This window comes from Lactobacillus sp. Sy-1 (assembly GCF_019303535.1).
Classification (GTDB): domain Bacteria; phylum Bacillota; class Bacilli; order Lactobacillales; family Lactobacillaceae; genus Nicoliella.
On sequence record NZ_JACCIU010000001.1, the window covers coordinates 1,451,676 to 1,471,905 of the forward strand.

The following is a 20,230-nucleotide window of genomic DNA, read 5'->3' on the forward strand; positions in this document are numbered from 1 at the left end:
CACCTCAATTAAATTAATTTACAGTGATAATATTTAAACACTAGTTACCCAAAAATGCAAACGTGTTCTACTCAGTTTCGTGATTATTAGCAGCGCGGTTTTTACGCACATTAGTTAATAGATAGAAAGGTGAAACCAGTAATAAAAATCCAATTGCTAGTAATAATTGTTCATGCTTAGCATTGATTAGTAACCATAGTGAAACTAGAGTCGCTACAACCGGAATTACAATCCCGAACGGCACCTTAAACGCATTTGGATCGTGATCGATAATCTTTCTGAACCGAATGACCGATAAACAAGTGGGGATGTATTGAACAAATCTAGCAACCGATGCAATTTGCGCTAATACCACGAACGTACCAGAATAAGCAATTAACATTACTAAACAGGTAGAGATGATGATTGCAACATATGGAGCATCTCGTTTGTTAGTCTTTTTAATGAAAGCAGGCATCATTTCGTGATTAGCAAGCGCAACCCCAGCCCGCGGGGTTACAAAGGATGAACCAACCACAATCGCCCCCATTGAGAGAATTGAACCGACTACGATAATCCACTTTCCAGTTGGACCAGCAATTGCTGAGAAAACCGCCTGGAGTGGAACGGGAGTGTTTGATAGGTTAGAACCCAATACCCCGATTGAAACTGCAAAAATTAGTGAATAAATAATTGTAACAGATAGTAAAACTACTAACAGCGCTAATGGTAAATTCCGCTTAGTGTTCTTCATTTCACCGGCAACTACTACCAACCCTTCAAACCCAACGAAAACGTAGAATAACGTTACCGCAGCAGTTGAAAAGTTTGACATGTGGGTTACTTCAGGTGGGAAGAATGGCTGAAAGTTGGTTGGCTTGAGGAAAAAAATGCCAACGCCAATTAATAACAGTAATGGAAGTAACTTAGAAACCGTGAGGATGTTGTTGAACACCTTTGAAATTTTAATTCCCATTATGTTGATCGTAATCAACGCTAATCCAATCACCGTAATCAGTGCATACTTTGGTCCTGGATTCTGTAATTGAGGGAAAACCCCACTCAGTGCAGTGATTAATCCTGCATAGATCGTGGCCTCAGCAACAATTCTAGTGGCCCAGGTAGCAATTCCAACCTCATACCCCCAAAAATTACCGAATGCCTTTCTAGTATATACATACGCCCCACCATTTTCACTAAAGTGGCTTGCACACTCTGCAAAACAAAGCCCAACCATAAAAATGAGCATCGCATCAAAAATAAGGACTAAAATACTAGCTGGTCCAAATAATTTTACCCCTGTTCCGGGTATCAAGAAAATTCCTGAACCGATGATGATGTTAATTCCCATCAAGACGATACTCCAAAAACCTAACTTGGTACTCTTTGCCATAAGATAAACCTACTTTCATTTAATTTCAATGAATTATACATTAAATTTTGATTAAAGACAATACCAATTTGAAAATTCCATTATAAATGTTGTTTTATCAACGTTTGTGGATGTATACCAATGAAAATGCAGCTATAAAAAAGCACTAAATGTTTATTTGATTAGGTTTTAATTCGCTTTAATTAGCAATTAATAAATTAATAATTGATTAAGTTCGGATTTACCAGTATGATTATTGTGTAATATTTAATTTCAATTAAGGGGCGTTTTAAATATGAAATCTAAGTGGAACCTTAAAACAATCATCCTAATGACCTTAACAGCATTGATTTGTGGGGTTATCTACTGGTTAATTAGTTTTCTATATACCTTCTGTTCAGCAATTCTTACTCCATTCGGGCTTGCTCCAATGGCAAATGATCTTACTCAGGGTCCATGGATCCTAGCGGGGACTTTAATTGGATGTCTATTTCAAATGCCCGGTTCAGCATTCTTCGGTCAATTTCTGTCATCAATCATTGAAACCTTTATTGGTGATAAGGGTGGAATCATGGATGCCGTTAGCGGAATCTTTGATGGAATTGGAACCGAACTAGGATTCTTGATTACCGGATATCGGAAGTACAACCACTTTACGTTGGCACTCACTAGTTTATTGACCACTGTTTCCACGTTTGGATATAGCTGGTTATTTGATGGCTACCGGTTTTTGAACTTGGGACTACTGACCCTTTTATTCTGTGTCCGGTTCATCTCAATTTTTGTAGTTAGTGACTTTTTAACCCTTGGCATTATTAAGTTATTAAGACAAAGTGGCGCATTAAGTCTAATTCAATCCAAGTAATTAACTTGATTAAGCCGACTTAAATTCATTTAAAATCGTTTTAAAGGAGCGTTTTGCCTTGCGAAAAAAACCATTAACATTTACCGATCAGGTAGAATTTAACGTAATTACCAAGCAGGTTCAAAAACGGTTGAAGGGACACTTTGAAACCATTCATGGGACCTTTTATACTGATTTACAGACTGGAATCATTAATCTAACGATCTGGAATGATATGGACGCCGACTTTGGGTTTCAAGAAGCCCTAACGTTAAGGTCTAACAATGAGTTTATTGTCCTCTCTGATGACGGAGATGCGTATAAGGTAATCAATGTCATTTACCGTGATCAACACGGTAGCGACATTGATCCAATTATTGCGAACCGCATCTACAAGGATTCAATCGATCAATATTATCAATCCAATCATACCAAGCCGTTTATTGACCACGATTCATCGGTTCCAAAAATCATCTTTCCATTTAAAACCCTCACGGAAATCGGTGGCGTCTTAGAACAAATGAATATGATGTACTTTTTATTGGTTCGAAATACTAACTCAATCTAACTAAAAAAACTGGTCCCAGTATTTGAACTGGAACCAGTTTTTTTAGGGTTATTAAACTGAACGAATAATTTTGATGACCCCGTAGAACATTAAGAAAAATGAAATCGTAAATAAGGTAATCGATAGTGCTAAGTAAGGGTTAAATAGAATAATAATTCCAGCAATGACACCAAGGACACCTAATACTAGGTTAAACCAATAACCACCATTATGATCACTAAAGGCACGCTGATTTAACCAAATTTCCAACCCTGAATTAAAAATAACCGAGACGGCAAGTAAGAACCAAATTAGAACTACTCCGACCCATGGCGCAAAGAACATTACTACTCCCAAAAAGATATCGTAACCTGCACCAACGTACAGCCAGGTCTTATTATAAGTGCGAATTGCTTTGATATCACTCCAACGGGAAAATCCGTCAATAATTAATAAAATTGCAATCATATAAATTAATGAAAACGTGGAACTCAATGGATTCTTAACAATTACTAATGCTAAAATAATTGATAAAATTCCTACAAATAATGAAAATGGGTTAAATTGCTTTCTATCCCCAAACATTCAATTCACTTCTTTCAATTAAAATTAATTCCAACTAACAGTCTATCATCTTAACCCCAAATAAAGAATAATTTAAATCCTAAAAATAAAAAAAGCGTAGCCAAAAGTGCTATGCTTTATTAATTACTTAGACGAATTATCTTCATCGTCTTCCTTAGCAATTGTATTTGCAATTAAATCAGAAATCTTATCTGGATCGACCCGTTCACCGGTTTTTACGAAGTATTGGTCGACAAATTCTTTATTGAGTGAAGCCATTGCATCATTTAATTTCGCGATATCGTCATTATCTTCAAATTTACTCATTAGGGTTTCATTTTTTACATAGTAGTCTTTAAATAAGTCAATTACTTGTGGATCCATCTATAGCACCTCGCATATATTTATTGATATTGATTATATCATTATTACTCTAGATAATTAAACCGATTATTATTAGTATTAGCAATCTCTTTACCTTTATGATCTTTGATAATTACGTTAGTCTTCACACGGTATAAGAACGCTAAGCGCTTAATTCCGTTCCAAACGGTAAAGGCATTGTGTTCATTTTCCCGCCGGTTGCCCATCGTTAAGTCGCTAGAGATGATTGCAACTGTCTTACCATCTTGATAGGTAACCTTTTCAACTACGTGCGAAGATTGGGCCGGAATTCCCTTGATCTTCTTTTCGTAGCCCTTTTTATCAGTTCCCCGTTTAGCAAACATTCTTTCTTGCCGTCGGTTTTCCATATCGCGTCGCCGCATATCACTAGCTTCAAATTGTTGATCCCGCTGATTTTGCTTGCGCTGACTACTTGCTGATGAAGCTTTCGCTTTTTGTTGTTCAGTAGTCTTTTTTGAGTGGGAATGAGAACTAGCGCTAGAACTGGAACTAGTTTTAGAATCAGTTTCATTTGAGGCTGATGAACTAGTATCTGTACTTGAACTGCTTTTAGTTGTTGATTGAGAGCTACTAGCACTATTTTGATTTCCGTGGCTAGCAGCACTCGCTCCCCAAAAGCTACCAACTGCTAAAATTGCCATTATTAATGCAGATAACCCAAATCGTTTACTAGATTGATTCTTAGTCCGGATCCCTTGAATTAAAGCTCCTAGTAGGGTAACCACAAATAAAATTAAAAATATAATCAACAATATTTTAAAAACAGAACCCATTTTATTAATCCTCCCTTATTAATTAATTATGATAAGTTTAACATATTATTTCGGTACAACATTCATCTACCAACTACCCTTATAACATTCTTAGTGTTATCATGAATAAGTTATATTATTAAGAAGGAAGGCTGATATTATCAACCGTAAATTAGCTCTACTGATGGCATCTAGTTTGTTTATGCAAATTATGGATTCCACCATCGTTACAACGGCCCTCCCTAAAATGAGTCAGGACCTGGCAGTTAGTTCTGCCACCATTTCGTTAGTGGTCAGTGTATACCTAATTACGATGGCCATTTTCATCCCCCTCAGCGGCTGGATTGCCAATCGCTATGGCCAAAAAACTACCTGGATGATTGCGGTATTCTTATTTACCGCAAGTTCCTTTACAAATGCAATTGCTCCTGGATTTGCATTCGTCTTAATTAGTAGGTTCTTTCAAGGGGTTGCAGCATCACTAATGGTGCCGACCTCTAGGCTAATCGTGTTGCAAAAAGCACCTGCAGATAAGCTATTAGCAGTTACCACCTATCTAATCTGGCCAGCACTAATTGCTCCATCGATTGCTCCGGTAATTGGAGGATTAATCGTTAATTATCTGTCATGGCGTTGGATATTCTTGATTAACCTCCCAATTGGGTTAATCAGCATCTTGTTCGGAATTAAACTGATCCCACATAATGAAAAACATCCGGAAGCTAAGTTTGACCTAATTGGATTTTTGGAATTAGCAATTGCATCCGGGTTAATTTTAGTGGGGGCTGAAATTGCCACCCACGGCCAAAGTGAATGGAGCCGGGCTGGCATCCTGGTGCTAGTGGGAATTATCGTTACCATTATCGCAGGATTCCACCTTGTCCACAGCCAAAATCCACTGTTCTCCGTTAAATCATTAAAGGTGACGTCGTTTCGGATTTTTCAAACTGGTGGATCGTTCCTATGGCTTTCATTGGGGTCAATGCCATATCTCCTGACCCTCTACCTTCAAACCATTTTACACTATTCACCGATTCGGGCATCATTTTACGTGATTTTTATCTTTTTGGGTAACATTGTGGCTAAAACATTTGCCAATCAGTTGGTAAAGAAAATACATTTTAGACCCGCAATTTTATTATCAGTAATAATTATCCTGGTTTCATCACTAGGATTCGCGTTCGTAACCGCTAGTTCGATTGCCACACTAGTAATGATCTTAGGATTCATTAACGGAGTGGGCCGTTCGCTTGCTCTAACTGCATACAACGCTCTTTCGTTTGCAGATATTGGATTCAAGGACCGGACCAGTGCTAATACCATCAATGCCGTTTCCCAAACCCTTTCACAGGGATTAGGGGTTTCGTTAACAACGGTAGTCGTTAGCATGATTGCAACCGTTACCGCCACTAGTACCGCATATCAACTAGGGTTCGTGTTTTTAGCAGCTCTAATGCTCTATCCCCTTATTGAAACGCTACTGGTTCCTAAAACCATCGGTAATAACGCCATTTAATCTTAAAAAGCTTGGTCCGGAAATTTCCATGGCCAAGCTTATTTAATATCCAATAGTTGGGGCACCTGATCTAATAGGTAGTCTGGATGAACCATTTTAAGGGCCTCAGTATCATGAGCCCCCCAAATTACCCCGGCAGTGTGTACACCAGCGTTCTTCCCCATTTCCAGGTCAAAGGTTGCATCCCCAATCATAATCGTCTCATCCTTTTTCAAATGATGATCAGCGATAATCTTCAGTACCGTATCAGGAGCTGGTTTAGCTTTTTCAACCATGTCAAAACCAACAATTTCAGTAAAATACTGTAAAACGCCGAGCGCCTTCATGTTTCTAATTACAACTTCGCTGCGGTTACTAGTGGCTACGAATAGTTGTTTACCATCAGCACGGAGCTTAGCTAAAACTTCCTTAATTCCCGGAAATAGCTGTAAATTCCCCGGTTCTAATTTTTCATACTCCTTCACGAATACCTTAATCAACTTTTGTAAATCAGCCTGACTAGCGTTTTGCGGAGCCATCTTAGGAAAGGACGTCTCAATCGGAATCCCAGTATAGTAGCTAACGGCATCAGCAGATGGCTTTGGCCACCCCATTTTATCAAATGCTGATTGGGTGGAGAGGACGTTTACCCTTCCGGAATCAATCAGTGTTAAGTCAAAGTCAAAAATATAGTTTTGCATTGTTTATTCACTACTTTCCTCAGTGATTAGTGCTGCTACAGGCACAACGATAATATTATATCAACAACAATCAACAAAAACAAAGGAGCCACACCAACAGTGTGACTCCAACGATTTAAATTCAAAATTAAATTTTAACCCTTACCTTCTTCAAAATCAGGATAGAGGGTCATTCCACCATCAACATAGATGGTATCACCGGTAATATAACCAGATTCAGTCGAGGCTAACCATGCAGCAGTAGCAGACACTTCTTCTGGCTTTCCAATCCGGTCCATTGGAACTAATTGCTTCGTATCGTTCAATTGTTCAGGATCAGCAAACTTTTCAGCATTAATTGGGGTATTAATTGCCCCTGGTGCAATTGCATTAACCCGAATTCCACGCTTAGCATATTCTAAGGCAATGGTTTCAGTAAACATCTTTACCCCACCCTTTGAGGCAGCGTAGTGAGAAAACGTTGGCCATGGAATTTGATCATGGACGGATGACATATTAATAATGTTACCAGTCTGATTATTATCAATCCAGTACTTAAGTGCAGCTCGAGATCCTAAGAAGGTCCCGGTCAGGTTCACGCTAATAACCTTATTCCAATCTTTTAATGACATTTCATGGGTATGAACACGATTCTCAAGTCCGGCGTTATTAATCCATAGGTCTAATCCACCAAAATTTTCAATGGCAGTGTCTAACATCTTTTGAACGTCTGCTTCATTGGCAACGTTGGCCTTAACAGCAACTGCATCGCCACCATTGTTCTTAATTAGTTCAACAGTGTCATCTGCACCCTTTGAATCTGAATTATAGTTAACAACTAACTTCATGTGTTCTTTCGCTAGCCGTTCTGCAATTGCCTTCCCAATTCCCTTAGAACCTCCGGTAATTACAGCAACCTTTCCATTTAAATCATCGTACATCTTTTTCACGATCCTTTCGCTTCAGACTATTAATATTATTATTATCTCACATTGAAATTACTAATATCAAATTATAAGCATTAACCAGCCAATAAATCCTAAAATAATCAATAAAATCACGTTTAATAACGTAAATAACTGAATGAACTTAACGGTTGCCGCTTTATTGAATGTTGAGACCTGCTTTAATGCTAAAAGGTTGGCTAGTGAGGCCACTAAGGTCCCTAGGCCCCCCACGTTGACCCCTAATAATAAAGCAGCGCCATTTCCGGTAAAGTTAGATAACAAAACTGCAGCCGGAACGTTACTAATTATTTGACTGACCCCGATTCCCGTTAAGTAGGTTCCGGTCGCATTTCGCATTAGTGCTGCTAAATGCTCATTAATAAATTCATTCCGACTCAAAATCCCAGCAATTAAAAAGAAACAGGCAAATGTTAATAATAATGAATAGTCAACATTCCAAAGCTGGTGGCGATCAATTAGCCAGGCCACGATAATGGCAGCAATAACAGTCAGTGGAATTGGCAGCCAGTTGAACACCCCTGCTAAAACCACTACTGCCAAGAGGCTCGTTACCAATAATGGAATGGTGCCACCAAGTTGAACGGACTTTTCATTGATCACCAGTGCATTTTTAGGAATCCATAACGTTAATAGGAGCGTTAAAATTAAACTAACCAACACAATCGGAGTGGTAATTACAAAGAAATTGGCTCCACTAAAGTGGTAATCACTAAATAAAAATAGGTTTTGCGGATTTCCAAACGGAGTGAGGACACTTCCTAAGTTAGCCGCAATCGTGATTAACGTTGCCGGCATTAGAATTGGCAATCGGTACTGGTTAGCAGTAAATAGGTATAGCGGGAGAATGGAAATAATCGCTACGTCATTAGTCATTCCCATGGCCCCGATAAATGCAACTACTACCATTAACTGCGCAAACTGGCGGCTATTCTTAACCACTTTAATCAAACGGTCACTAATTACCCGTAAAATATTTAAACCGTTCATTAATTGAATTACGACCATCAAAGAAAAAAGGGTGCCAATCGTTGCCCAATCAATATCTGTGATGCGCATTCTACCAACCAGATTAACCAGTAATAAGACGGCAAACGAAATTATTAATAACTTATCTGTGAATATTTTTTTAAAATGATTAAACAAAAGTCTAAATTTTCCTTTCAAAAAGCACAAATTAGTGATAATCTTTTCATATTCTTTAAAAAAGCTCACCTACTTATCTTAATCGATATTGAGCTAAATAACCAAATTTTATGGAGGCTTAGTCATGAAGGCTAACTTAAATAAACTAACCCTGGCGGGAACTTTAATTGCCATTGGGATTGTTTACGGTGATATCGGTACATCGCCACTTTACGTAATGAATGCAATCATTGGTGATCAAGGAAAGATGGCTGATACCACCCCTGATTACATCATTGGAGCAATATCATTAATTTTTTGGACGTTAATGATAATCACTACTGTTAAGTACGTGATTATCACAATGCGGGCAGATAATAACCATGAAGGTGGCATTTTTGCGCTATACGCATTAGTTAGAAAAAGAGCCAAATGGCTAGTTTGGCCAGCATTGATTGGTGGGGCCGCCCTGCTTGCTGATGGAACGTTAACCCCAGCCGTTACCGTTACGTCTTCAATTGAAGGGTTAAAAAATCAAACTATCGCAGGAATTCACTTTAGTAATTCACAATCAGATGTGTTGATTATTACTACCTGTGTTCTGTTGGGATTATTCCTAATTCAGCGGTTCGGGACCGGAACGATTGGAAAGTCATTCGGACCCATCATGGTTCTTTGGTTTGGTTTTCTGGCCGTTGCCGGATTAATAAATACCGCTCAGTATCCTGAAATTATCAAAGCTTTGAACCCCTACTATGCATTTGAAGTGCTATTTAGTCCCGGTAATAAAGCTGGAATCTTCATTTTAGGAAGTATCTTCCTAGCAACTACCGGTGCTGAAGCGCTGTACTCTGATATGGGACACGTTGGTAAGAAAAACATTTACTTTACATGGCCACTAGTTTACCTAGCATTAATTTTAAACTACTTCGGTCAGGGAGCATGGGTAATCACCCATGCTAAGGATCCTGCATATGCAGCAGTGGAAAGTATCAATCCATTCTATGCAATGCTATCAAATGAAGTTCGGCCATTTGCAATCATCATTGCAACCCTAGCTGCTATCATCGCCTCACAAGCGTTAATTACTGGGTCGTATACGTTAGTGGATGAAGCCATCGGATTACGTTTCCTACCCCGCTTCATCATTAAGCACCCTAGTAACGTTCGAAGCCAAATCTACATCGCCACCGTTAACTGGATTTTATGTGGGGTGACCCTATTTGTAGTTTGGTTCTTCGGTAGTTCTGAAAAAATGGAAGCCGCATACGGATTGGCAATTACAATTACGATGCTTTCAACCACGATTCTACTGTTTGAGTTCCTAGCTTCTAAAATTAATCGGATTTTAGCTTATTCGATTGCTTCATTCTTTGCGGTAATTGAATCGATCTTCTTCCTGGCTAGTTTAGTTAAATTCGTTAAGGGTGGCTACGTAACCTTCTTCATTATGATGGCCATTCTTTACGTAATGATTATCTGGTTCTTCGGAAACAAGCGGCGTGATCACTACGAAAGAGAAAGTGAGTACGTATCACTCCTTACCTTCCGTGATCAGCTAAGCGCCCTTAGCAAGGATAGTACGATTCCATATTACACTTCTAACCTAGTCTACATGACTAAGATTAAGAAGGATTACCAAATCAAGCGGAATACAATATATTCGATTTTAGATAAGGAACCGAAAAGAGCCAAAGTTTACTGGTTCGTGACCGTGAACGAAACTAGTTCTCCATACGAAAGTAACTACACCGTCGATATGTTAGAAACTGATAACGTAGTGGATGTTCAACTCTACCTTGGATTTAGAAAACCCCAAACGGTTAGTGTTTACCTCCACCAAATCGTTAACAACTTAATCGAACAAGGCGTTATTGAAAAACAAGTTCAACACTATTCCACCATTAAAAACCGGACCGTTGGGGATTTCAAGTTTATCTTGATTAACGAACGGCCGTCAGACCTAGCCCTAAATACGGAGGTTAGTCAGTTGGATAAGCAGTTGATTTCTGGAAGAATTTTCCTTCAAAACATCACTGCTTCACCAGTTAGTTGGTATGGATTAGAGTTCAGTAATACCGTACAAGAGATTTCACCACTATTCTTTAACATGCAACATGATCAATACCTAGTTCAAAAGCGGATTTTACATCCAATTCATTCTAGAGAAACTCGGAATACTAGGGATTAATATTAAAAAAGGATGCCTATGGGCATCCTTTTTTAGTGTGCTTTAAGCAATTTATGACTCATCTTTAGGATAAACGGTGAAATAATAGTGGAAGCAATTACAGCTCCAATAATTGCTGAATATTGGTCAATTGATAGCAATTTATTAACGTATATAATTTGAGCAATAATCAATGCCACTTCCCCACGGGAAACCATTCCGGCCCCAATCATAAAACTACTCTGCCATTTAAATCCCATTAAGTGTGCGCCAAATCCAGCCCCAATTAATTTTGTAATAACAGCCAAAATGGTTAATGCTAGAAATAATGGCAACTGTTGAATGACTCCCGCCCCCTTCATTTCTAATCCAATGCTAATGAAGAAAATGGGGATTAACAAGAGGTAGCCCAGCGCACTTATCTGATTATCAACGCGCTTTTGGACTGGGTGTTGACTAATTGCTAATCCGGCAAAAAAGGAACCGGTAATTGCACTTAATCCAATTAGTTCAGCAGCTTCAGCAAAAACTAATCCAACTATTAATGCAACTAACGTAACTGCATATGGGGTCTCAATTGCCCCCGCTAGGTTCAATAATTTAGGAATCACATATTTAGCCGCCAAAAATACGACTACAAAGAACAGCGCCTGCATAGTGATCACTAGCAAACTGTTCAATCCTGCCGTAATTTGTCCACTTAGCCGCTCCCCAGTCAAAGTAACGGTTAAGCCCAATAGAATGACAGTCAGGACATCATCAGCCACCGCTGCCCCTAGTATTGTAGTCCCTTCCCGACTCCTTAATTGGTTCATTTCCCTTAAAACCGCCACCGTAATTGACACCGAAGTGGCGCTAAAAATAACCCCTAAAAAGAGGGCGTCCTTGACTGGCCAACCAATTAGGGTTCCAAACCAACTGGTCAGTCCCATTGGCACCAGAATCCCTAACGTTGCAATTACCAAGCTCGGCTTTAAATACCGTCTTAACAATTGAATATCGCTATTCAAACCCGCTAAAAACATCAAGATAATCACCCCTAAGTTTGCTAATGCTTGTATTGAAGGGGTTAAGTGGACCAAATTAAGCCCCCCGGGACCAATAATCAGCCCAGCAATTAATTGACCCACCACGACTGGAACATTGAAGCGTCTAGCCAATTGACCACCCAGAAAAGCACTAATTAAAATTAAAATTACATCAAATAGAAACGTCATTTTACGCCCTCCTAAAATCCAAACAAAAAAGCACGAACTCCAAAAACGTTCTGCCAACCCAAAACAGAACCATTCTTGAAAGCACGTGCTCCAACCGATTTATATTTATTTATTTTATTATATCCCGAATTTTTTAAAGTTGTCAAATCAGACTTATTGACGCTTTGTGAAAAAAATTACAATTTTCAGGTAATTGCCATTGATATTTATGGGACGATTTGTTATTATATATATTGTAAATGATAAGTTTATCTTAAGAAGTTTAAAGATAGTAAAATGAATACATAATTTCAGTCTACTGATGATTGGTATATCTATTTCTCTTTCGCACCTACTAATTTATCAGACACATATTCAAGAGGGCAGTCAACTTAAATGACTGCCCTTTTTTCGAACTAAAAAACGAATCAATCGACCTCACTAAAGGTTAATTGATTCGTTTTTTTTATTAACTATCCGACGTGATTTTCCTTTAGGATTGCAGCAATTTCCGCCTGCATTGCAGGTGGTTTCTTCCACTCCGTAAAGCGATCGAAATGTTCAGTCGGCATTGAATAACTTTTATTAATATAGTCCTCATACTTAGCCACGTGGATTGAATGCGGAATGTTCAGTTGAATAATCCGAACTTCTTGAATCAACTTCCGTTCGGCAGCTAATTCTGCCCGCCCATTTTGAACCATATTGCTAATTTCAATGTATTTAGAACCATCTAACCGGGTGATTTCTTCAATCAGGGTCAGAGTTTCATGACTCTTATATTCATCATCAGCCAATTAATGCGCCCCTATTCACTTTGCTTACTTCTTATCATGAGTTTTCTTGTAGACAATTTTTGTTGTATGGGTCCGATTATTCGGAACTTCTAACACCTTAGTCGGCTTAAATAGGCTCGCTGGTTTCTCCACAATGTGACTAATTGGGTGGCCAGAAACATTGACCAAACAGAAAAAGATAACTGCGACAGCAACTAAGAATGTCATCAACTTGGCGGACCATGTCATCTTTTCACTCAATACTGAACCATAAAAACGGTGATTAATTTCACTTGGAACATTCTTATCACTCGGATTAGCGGCTTCAGTTTCGTTTACTACTTCTTTTTCATAAGCATTGATATCAAAGGTTTTTTGAATGTCCTTTTGCTTCTTTTCAAACTGCTTTTTTTCCTTCTTGGTTAACTTCTTGAACCAAGTCGTAAACTTCCGGTATTCACTAATGACCTCTTCCGTTGGGCCGATTTGCTTTAACTTTCCATAGTTAATCCAAGCCACCCGATCACAAAGTAATTCCACTTGTTTGAGTGCATGACTAACGAATACAATCGTCTTGCCTTCTTTTCGGAAGTCTGAAATCTTATCGACACACTTTTGGTAGAAGGTATCATCTCCAACTGATAGGGCTTCGTCAATGATTAAAATATCGGGTTTAATGTGAACGGCAATCGCAAACCCTAGCCGCGACTTCATCCCACTAGAATAACTCTTAACCGGTTGGTCAACGAAGTCCCCAATATCAGCAAATGAAATAATGTCGTCCATCATTGCATCGATTTCTTGGTTGGTCAACCCCTGCATCAATGATTTTAGCCGGATATTTTCCCGACCAGTCAAGTTCTTCTTAAGTCCAGAATTAATCGCAACGATGGAAGTATCACCCTTCACATCCACCTGTCCAGTGGTTTGGGGAATGATTCCAGAAATAATGTTTGAAATTGTTGATTTACCAGAACCATTCACTCCAATAATCCCAAGTGCTTCACCCGGTTTAACCGTAAATGAAACCCCCATTAACGACCAGAAGTGCGGTACGTTTTTATTATTGATTGAGAAGAAAGACTTTAGCTTATCAGTTTGGGTCTTAAATAAATCATATTCCTTGGTTACATTTTGAACCTTAATTTTGTATTGTTCTTCAGCCATTTTAATACTTCCTAAATTTAATTTCGTTAACTTGATATACAACAAAGTAACATTATAACAAACATAATCCGACTCTGAAAGGTTAATTAATATAAAGCGTTATTATTGATCCAATACTTTTGATTGCCAATTTTAATTTCAGCCCAGATCGTTTTAGTGTTAGCGTCAACTGCAATTGAATCGACATTAACGGTTGAGATAGATGATTCTGAGACTGTATTCCAACTTTGTTCTTGAACGCCACTGGTCCCCGGAATTCCATTATATAGGGCGTATTTACCGTACTGAGCACTTAGCCGCTTGCTAACACTCACAGGTAGCGTTTGAATTCCACTTACCCGCTTAATTTGAATCCAGGCATTCTTGCCACTACTTAACTTATAGCGAATCCATACCTGAGCGTTATTCTTACTTCCGGAAATCCCAATCATATTCGCGGTGTATTTTACCCGACTGGCAATATCTGGGTCGGTAATCTTACTTGAAAGCGTATTACTTCCGTAAACGTGGTCGTAAGCAACCCGCTTACTAAGCAAATTAGCGGTAACGGTTGGGGCAAATTTAAAGTATTTTACAGTTGGAAACTTTAGCGATTGAGATTTGACCCAGTACCTTTTAGCGTTGCTCTCGTTAGTAAAACGAATTCGATACCACGTCTGATTTCCAGAATTTCCCTTAACGTAACCAACTCGATCAGCATAAACTAAGGATCCCGCTTTTAAGCTACTCTTCCAGTTATAACTCTTTACGTTACTAGCAGTCCCACTAATTTGATCATAAAGAACCTGTTTTTTAAATCCACTCGATAACGGCACCTGTTCATTGCCATCACCATCATAGTAGCTCACTTTAACGTTATCACTGGCAGCAGTTGTTGTATTATTAGTGGTTGTACTAACTGTCGTCGTGCCACTAGTTGTAGTGTTAGTATCTCCGTTAGCAACGGTATTACTTTGCTCGGTAATCCCACTATCCAAACTCGTTAAATTATACTTATTAATGATACTAATCAACTTATTGGCATAGTTAGGATCAGTTGCATATTTACCAACCAAAGCAGTTGCGGCATCATTTACTGACTTGGCATTTTCCTTCCAGGTCCCAGAATAAAAATTCGAAGCACCAACCAGTCCGTTTCGAATTAAATTAGCATAATCCTCTAACGAGCTCTGCGCATTGGGATACTTCCTAAAACTAGAATTAACGTAGTAAATATTACCACTACTATCATACTCAGCCGTCTTTAAGGTATCAGATTGACCATTATAGCTACCCTTAATCCCAAAGTAATTATAATCATTTGTAGCAAGGGAACTTTGTCCGTAGCTACTTTCTAAGGCCGCTTGAGCCAGCATTAATGATGGATATAAATTATACTTTTTAGCAACGGTCTTAACAACTGGCGACAGTTTGCTAATAAAGTCCGAAGCGGTATCTGCTTTTGCAGTATGAACCCCCATAAAATTAACACTAAGTACTAGGGTAAATACCCCAATGAACATTATCCTAAGTTTGTGACTCATTATCTAGATCTGCCTCTCTTTAATTTCTTATTTAATGAATAGAATAACATAATCAGTTTAAGAAATTGCAAAAAAAATCCTTAAGATTAAAAATAACCTTAAGGATTTTAAATTACTTATCTATTTTTAACACCACGACGACTAGCGTTTAATTTGTTTTGTTGGTTCTTAAATTTTTCCCAGGTCGCCTGCTTACGATGATCGTTTTTACTAGCTTTACGTTTTTTAGTATATTTCATTGTGTAAACACCTCTAATCTAGAGAACAACTATTATTAGTCTAACACAATTCAATCCCTAACTGCTAAATTTTAAACTATTCGACAGTTACACTCTTTGCTAGGTTCCGAGGACGGTCAACGTTCAATCCCTTGTTTAAACTAGTGTAGTAGGCTAGTAGTTGAGCTGGCACAACACTTAACAATGGCGTTAACATTTCATCAACATCTTGTAAGACCATTTCATCACCATCTTCAGCAAGGGCTTCGGTGGAAATCGTGAAGGTCTTTGCACCTCTGGACTTAGTTTCTTCAAGATTATTTCTAGTTAAACCAGCGGTCTTAGCTTGGGTCACAATTGCAATTACTGGAGTACCCTCTTCAATCAAGGCAATGGTCCCATGCTTTAATTCACCAGAAGCAAATCCTTCAGCAATAATGTAGGAAATTTCCTTTAACTTCAAGGCAGCTTCTAATGAAACGTAGTAATCAATTCCCCGGCCAATGTAAAAGGCCTTGGTAGCTTTAACGAAGTACTTCTTAGCAACTTCATCAAGCTTTTCCTTTTCATCAATTACAGCTTGCATTCCAGTAGCAACCACCCCTAATTGTTGTCTGAGGTTAAAGTCAATTGCCCGCTTAAGGCCTAATGATTCACCCAATGACTTAGCAAGGATTGCTTCCAATGCGATTTGAGCGGTATAAGCCTTAGTTGATGCAACCGAAATTTCTGGACCCGCATCAAGTAGTAACGTGTAATCAGCTTCCCGAGAAAGGGTTGAATTTTGAACGTTAGTAATCGTTAGGGTTGGGAATCCTTGCTTTGTAACGTTTTGGAGAACCACCCGACTATCAGCGGTTTCACCACTTTGGCTCAGGAAGATGAAGAATGGCTTTTCAGAGTACAATGGATCATCGTACGCAAATTCAGAAGCCACTTCCACTTCAGTTGGAATCCCCACTAATTTTTCGAAGAGGTTCTTTCCAACTAATCCAGCATGGTAACTAGTTCCGGCTCCCACAATGTAGAGCCGATCAGCAGCCTTCATTGCATCTAAAATCTTAGAATCAACCTTGGAATCACCATCGTCAGAAAGGTACTTTTGGGATAGCTTTCTTAAAACGTTTGGCTGTTCGTTGATTTCCTTTAGCATGTAGAAAGGATAGATCCCCTTATCAGCTTCGGAAGCATCAGTATCGACGTGGAAAGGCTTTCTTTCAATGTGGTTGCCTTCCCGGTCTTCAATGTCGACTGAATGGGGCTTAACAGTAACTACTTCCCCATCCTTTAGTTCCAGGAATTCATGCGTAACGTTCAACATGGCAACGGAGTCAGAACAAACCACGTTAAAACCATCAGCAAGTCCAATTAAAAGTGGACTCTTATTCTTAGCTACGAACAACGTATCTGGTTGTTCACGGTCCATTAATAGGAATGCATAGGAAGCCCCATCCTTAAGGAGTGAAATCGTCTTTAAGAAGGCATCCTTGGTTGCCATTCCTTCCTTAGTAACAAAGTGATCAACTAGTTGAACTACGACTTCAGTGTCGGTCTGACTAGTGAAGTTAACGTCTGAAAGGTATTGATTCTTTAATTCCTTGTAGTTTTCGATCACTCCGTTGTGAACCAAGTAGAAACGGTCATCCTGTGAAAATTGCGGATGGGCGTTTTCAACGGTTACGCCACCATGGGTGGCCCAACGCGTGTGACCAATTCCAGTGCTTCCGTGAACTTCAGGAGTAATTGCAGCCTTTAGTTCGGAAATTGCACCCTTGCGCTTTACTAGGTAATCCTTCCCGTCTTGATCGTTAACGTAGATTCCGGCAGAATCATACCCCCGGTATTCTAGTTTTTCAAGTCCATGAATGAGAAGTTTAACGGCATTATCATTACCGGTTACTCCAACAATTCCACACATATTTTTAAGCCCCTTTTTATTTTTAAATTAAATTGGTATAGACAATAATTAATATCGTATTCAATCGTTCAAGTAGATACTTTACAACGCTTATAGCGATATGTCAACAATTTAAAAATTAAGATTGGTATATATAAATTAAATATAAATGGCGAATAAAAAAGCCCGCTAAGCGAGCTTTTAGTATTCATTAATAATTTATAATCTTACTTTACACCACATTCTTTTTCAACCACTTTTGCAATCTTCTCAGCGTGACTTTGACATAGTTCCTGGGTGGATGCTTCAACCATTACCCGGAGGAGTGGTTCGGTCCCACTAGGTCTTACTAACACCCGACCGTCACCGTTCATCTCATGTTCTACGTTTTCAATTACGGATTTCACGGAAGGATTATCCAGTGCAGAATTCTTGTCAGCGACCTTAACATTGATCAAACTTTGGGGATAAGTCTTCATTTCCGCTGCAAGTTCTGATAGTTTCTTCCCGGTAGCCTTAATTACATGGAGTAATTGTAAACTGGTCAACATTCCATCACCAGTCGTGTTGAAGTCTAAAAATACGATATGACCAGACTGTTCACCACCAAGATTATAGCCGCCAGCGTTCATTTCTTCCACTACATAACGGTCCCCCACCTTGGTCTGCTTGCTCTTCATTCCATTTGCTTCCATGGCCTTGTACATCCCAAGGTTACTCATTACCGTTGTAACAATCGTATCCTGCTTTAAACGGCCATGTTCGGACATGTACTTACCGCAAATAAACATGATCTTATCACCATTAACCAAGTTTCCTTCTTCATCAACCGCAATACAACGATCACCATCACCGTCAAACGCAAAGCCAACTTCGGCTCCCTTTTCAACCACCATTTTTTGAAGTTGTTCTGGATGGGTCGAACCAACGTTATCGTTAATGTTAATTCCATTTGGTTGAGTAGCCATCGTATCAAATTCAACCCCTGCATCGGCATAGAGGCGTGAAACTAAGTTACTAGTGGAACCATTAGCCGCATCAACACAAATATGCATTCCAGCAATGTCATCAGAGACCGTTTGATTCAAGAAACGAATGTACTTTTGGGCCCCTTCAGAGAAGTCATCCTCAGTTCCTAATCCTTCAGCTGAAGGACGTGGTAAATCATCGTGATCTTCTTCTAAGATGGCTTCAATCTCTTCTTCTAATTCATCTGAAAGCTTATATCCATCAGAACCAAAGAACTTAATTCCGTTGTATTCAGCTGGATTATGGGAAGCGGTAATCATGACCCCGGCAGCAGCATCTTGCGTCCGGACCAAATATGCAACTCCGGGAGTGGTAATTACCCCCAAACGGAGCACTTCAATTCCAGTTGATAGTAATCCTGCAATTAACGCTTCTTCTAACATTTGACCTGAAATTCTAGTATCGCGGGCAACTAGCACCTGGGGCATCTTACTGTCAGAATGCTTAGTAAGAATATAGCCACCAGCACGCCCACACTTAAAAGCTAACTCAGGACTTAGGTCGCGGTTAGCAACTCCTCTAACTCCATCGGTTCCAAAATATTTCATTATCTATTCCTCATTTCCTACTTATCTTTTACTTCAATACTTACTTTGATCTTGTTTGGGTTAAAGCCACTGACCTTGTTCAGCGATTTATCAAGCTGAACGGTCTTCGTTTGATTGGAAGTGATTCGACTAACGTCCACTGCCACGGTAACGTCGTTCAAACCATCTAACTCACTGGAGGTCCCAAAGACCTTAACCTTCTTGGTGCTGGATGTAATCGTATAGGTCTTATTAGAGGCCTTATTATCCACCCTGTATTTAATTGGTAACTCCTTAAAGTTACCGCTACTAATTGGTAGGTACACATTGGTAGTGGCAGGGGTTAAAATCACGTTCACGGTATTGCCCTTCCGATCTACAGCTTCTAAAATCGCCTGCGAATTAACCGTATTATTAGTATTTTGGGATAGGTTGAGTTTAGCAATTACCCTAACCGCTTTACTAATCTCACTTGAAGCCCCAGTTGCCTTTACCTTTGCGTCAGAGACTACCACCTTACCAACATGGTAGCCGGAAGCAATCATATTTTTATCATAACTAGCACTAACAGGTAGTGAAACCGTTTGCCGGGGCTGAATATTAACGGTGATATAGGATGGATTAATCTTATAATTTAACTCCGAGTTTAAACCATCCTGCGAAAGCTTAACCCGATGCTTCCCAACTCCTAACTTACTTAAATCAGCATAGATATGGAAATTCTGGGTATTAGTGGTAGTCGTCACCAATGCAGTCGGGCCACTTAAGGAGACATTTACTTTATCTGGATATCCAGTTACAAAATACTTACTGCTATTAACGTTTAATTGTAAATTAGCAGACACACTCGCCTTTTTTGTTGATGCTAACTTGGTAATATTACTATTATTATCACTGGTAAAATTGAGCTTATCTTGATTAGCATACGCATATAGTAAAATTGCAAAAATAAAAGAAAGAATCAAGTAGAAGAATGTGCTATTGAAGAATTTTCGCATT

At 39.0% G+C, this 20,230-nt stretch carries 19 protein-coding genes; 4 read left to right on the forward strand and 15 right to left on the reverse strand.

Annotated features, from left to right (window positions below; translation table 11 throughout):
- Positions 1–67: 67 nt before the first annotated feature.
- A complete protein-coding gene (locus HZL42_RS06105) occupies positions 68–1,372 on the reverse strand; it encodes an APC family permease (RefSeq protein WP_219282700.1) in 1,305 nt (434 codons plus the stop codon).
- Between the two features lie 274 nt (positions 1,373–1,646).
- Here HZL42_RS06105 and HZL42_RS06110 point away from each other — a divergent pair, with 274 nt between their 5' ends.
- Both HZL42_RS06110 and HZL42_RS06115 read left to right on the forward strand, forming a co-directional pair.
- On the forward strand, positions 1,647–2,216 hold the full coding sequence (locus tag HZL42_RS06110) for an ECF transporter S component (RefSeq protein ID WP_219282701.1): 570 nt from the start codon (positions 1,647–1,649) through the stop codon (positions 2,214–2,216).
- A gap of 58 nt (positions 2,217–2,274) precedes the next feature.
- Entirely contained in the window at positions 2,275–2,763 is a 489-nt protein-coding gene (locus HZL42_RS06115) for a hypothetical protein (RefSeq protein WP_219282702.1), read from the forward strand.
- A 51-nt stretch (positions 2,764–2,814) separates the two neighbouring features.
- Here the strand turns inward: HZL42_RS06115 and HZL42_RS06120 are convergent, their stop codons facing one another.
- The 3 genes from HZL42_RS06120 to HZL42_RS06130 all read right to left on the reverse strand — a co-directional run bounded on the left by HZL42_RS06120 (position 2,815) and on the right by HZL42_RS06130 (position 4,484).
- Positions 2,815–3,327, reverse strand: coding sequence for an HdeD family acid-resistance protein (locus HZL42_RS06120; protein WP_219282703.1), 513 nt, complete (start codon positions 3,325–3,327; stop codon positions 2,815–2,817).
- A gap of 123 nt (positions 3,328–3,450) precedes the next feature.
- The gene (locus HZL42_RS06125) at positions 3,451–3,690 is read right to left on the reverse strand and encodes a hypothetical protein (protein WP_219282704.1); all 240 of its coding nucleotides are present in this window, start codon (positions 3,688–3,690) and stop codon (positions 3,451–3,453) included.
- Positions 3,691–3,734: 44 nt separating this feature from the next.
- A complete protein-coding gene (locus HZL42_RS06130; protein ID WP_219282705.1) occupies positions 3,735–4,484 on the reverse strand; it encodes a hypothetical protein in 750 nt (249 codons plus the stop codon).
- 163 nt (positions 4,485–4,647) lie between these two features.
- On the opposite strand from HZL42_RS06130, the gene HZL42_RS06135 reads away from it, so the two are divergent.
- The gene (locus HZL42_RS06135) at positions 4,648–5,979 is read left to right on the forward strand and encodes an MFS transporter (RefSeq protein WP_255552572.1); all 1,332 of its coding nucleotides are present in this window, start codon (positions 4,648–4,650) and stop codon (positions 5,977–5,979) included.
- Positions 5,980–6,017: 38 nt separating this feature from the next.
- On the opposite strand, the gene HZL42_RS06140 is transcribed toward HZL42_RS06135, so the two are convergent.
- The 3 genes from HZL42_RS06140 to HZL42_RS06150 all read right to left on the reverse strand — a co-directional run bounded on the left by HZL42_RS06140 (position 6,018) and on the right by HZL42_RS06150 (position 8,818).
- Positions 6,018–6,659, reverse strand: a complete 642-nt coding sequence (locus tag HZL42_RS06140; protein WP_219282706.1) for an HAD family hydrolase — start codon at positions 6,657–6,659, stop codon at positions 6,018–6,020.
- A gap of 134 nt (positions 6,660–6,793) precedes the next feature.
- The gene (locus HZL42_RS06145; RefSeq protein ID WP_219282875.1) at positions 6,794–7,579 is read right to left on the reverse strand and encodes a glucose-1-dehydrogenase; all 786 of its coding nucleotides are present in this window, start codon (positions 7,577–7,579) and stop codon (positions 6,794–6,796) included.
- Between the two features lie 66 nt (positions 7,580–7,645).
- Positions 7,646–8,818 (reverse strand): SLC13 family permease, encoded by a 1,173-nt coding sequence (locus HZL42_RS06150; RefSeq protein WP_370629286.1) that lies wholly within the window; start codon positions 8,816–8,818, stop codon positions 7,646–7,648.
- 55 nt (positions 8,819–8,873) lie between these two features.
- Here HZL42_RS06150 and HZL42_RS06155 point away from each other — a divergent pair, with 55 nt between their 5' ends.
- Positions 8,874–10,919 (forward strand): KUP/HAK/KT family potassium transporter, encoded by a 2,046-nt coding sequence (locus HZL42_RS06155; protein ID WP_219282708.1) that lies wholly within the window; start codon positions 8,874–8,876, stop codon positions 10,917–10,919.
- Positions 10,920–10,951: 32 nt separating this feature from the next.
- Here HZL42_RS06155 and HZL42_RS06160 read toward each other — a convergent pair whose 3' ends face one another.
- From HZL42_RS06160 to HZL42_RS06190, 8 genes are all read right to left on the reverse strand, one after another.
- Positions 10,952–12,115 (reverse strand): cation:proton antiporter, encoded by a 1,164-nt coding sequence (locus HZL42_RS06160; protein WP_219282709.1) that lies wholly within the window; start codon positions 12,113–12,115, stop codon positions 10,952–10,954.
- Positions 12,116–12,567: 452 nt separating this feature from the next.
- Complete coding sequence (locus tag HZL42_RS06165; protein ID WP_219282710.1) at positions 12,568–12,891, reverse strand: hypothetical protein; 324 nt, start codon at positions 12,889–12,891, stop codon at positions 12,568–12,570.
- Positions 12,892–12,915: 24 nt separating this feature from the next.
- Positions 12,916–14,037, reverse strand: coding sequence for an ABC transporter ATP-binding protein (locus HZL42_RS06170; RefSeq protein ID WP_219282711.1), 1,122 nt, complete (start codon positions 14,035–14,037; stop codon positions 12,916–12,918).
- An 86-nt stretch (positions 14,038–14,123) separates the two neighbouring features.
- On the reverse strand, positions 14,124–15,560 hold the full coding sequence (locus tag HZL42_RS06175) for a glycoside hydrolase family 73 protein (RefSeq protein WP_219282712.1): 1,437 nt from the start codon (positions 15,558–15,560) through the stop codon (positions 14,124–14,126).
- Between the two features lie 116 nt (positions 15,561–15,676).
- The gene (locus tag HZL42_RS08990; RefSeq protein ID WP_255552573.1) at positions 15,677–15,799 is read right to left on the reverse strand and encodes a hypothetical protein; all 123 of its coding nucleotides are present in this window, start codon (positions 15,797–15,799) and stop codon (positions 15,677–15,679) included.
- 76 nt (positions 15,800–15,875) lie between these two features.
- Entirely contained in the window at positions 15,876–17,696 is a 1,821-nt protein-coding gene (gene glmS, locus HZL42_RS06180) for a glutamine--fructose-6-phosphate transaminase (isomerizing) (RefSeq protein WP_219282713.1), read from the reverse strand.
- Between the two features lie 206 nt (positions 17,697–17,902).
- Positions 17,903–19,252: a phosphoglucosamine mutase gene (glmM, locus tag HZL42_RS06185; RefSeq protein ID WP_219282714.1), complete on the reverse strand. Its 1,350-nt coding sequence runs from the start codon at positions 19,250–19,252 to the stop codon at positions 17,903–17,905.
- A 17-nt stretch (positions 19,253–19,269) separates the two neighbouring features.
- Positions 19,270–20,229, reverse strand: a complete 960-nt coding sequence (locus tag HZL42_RS06190; protein ID WP_219282715.1) for a YbbR-like domain-containing protein — start codon at positions 20,227–20,229, stop codon at positions 19,270–19,272.
- Between the last annotated feature and the right edge of the window lies 1 nt (position 20,230).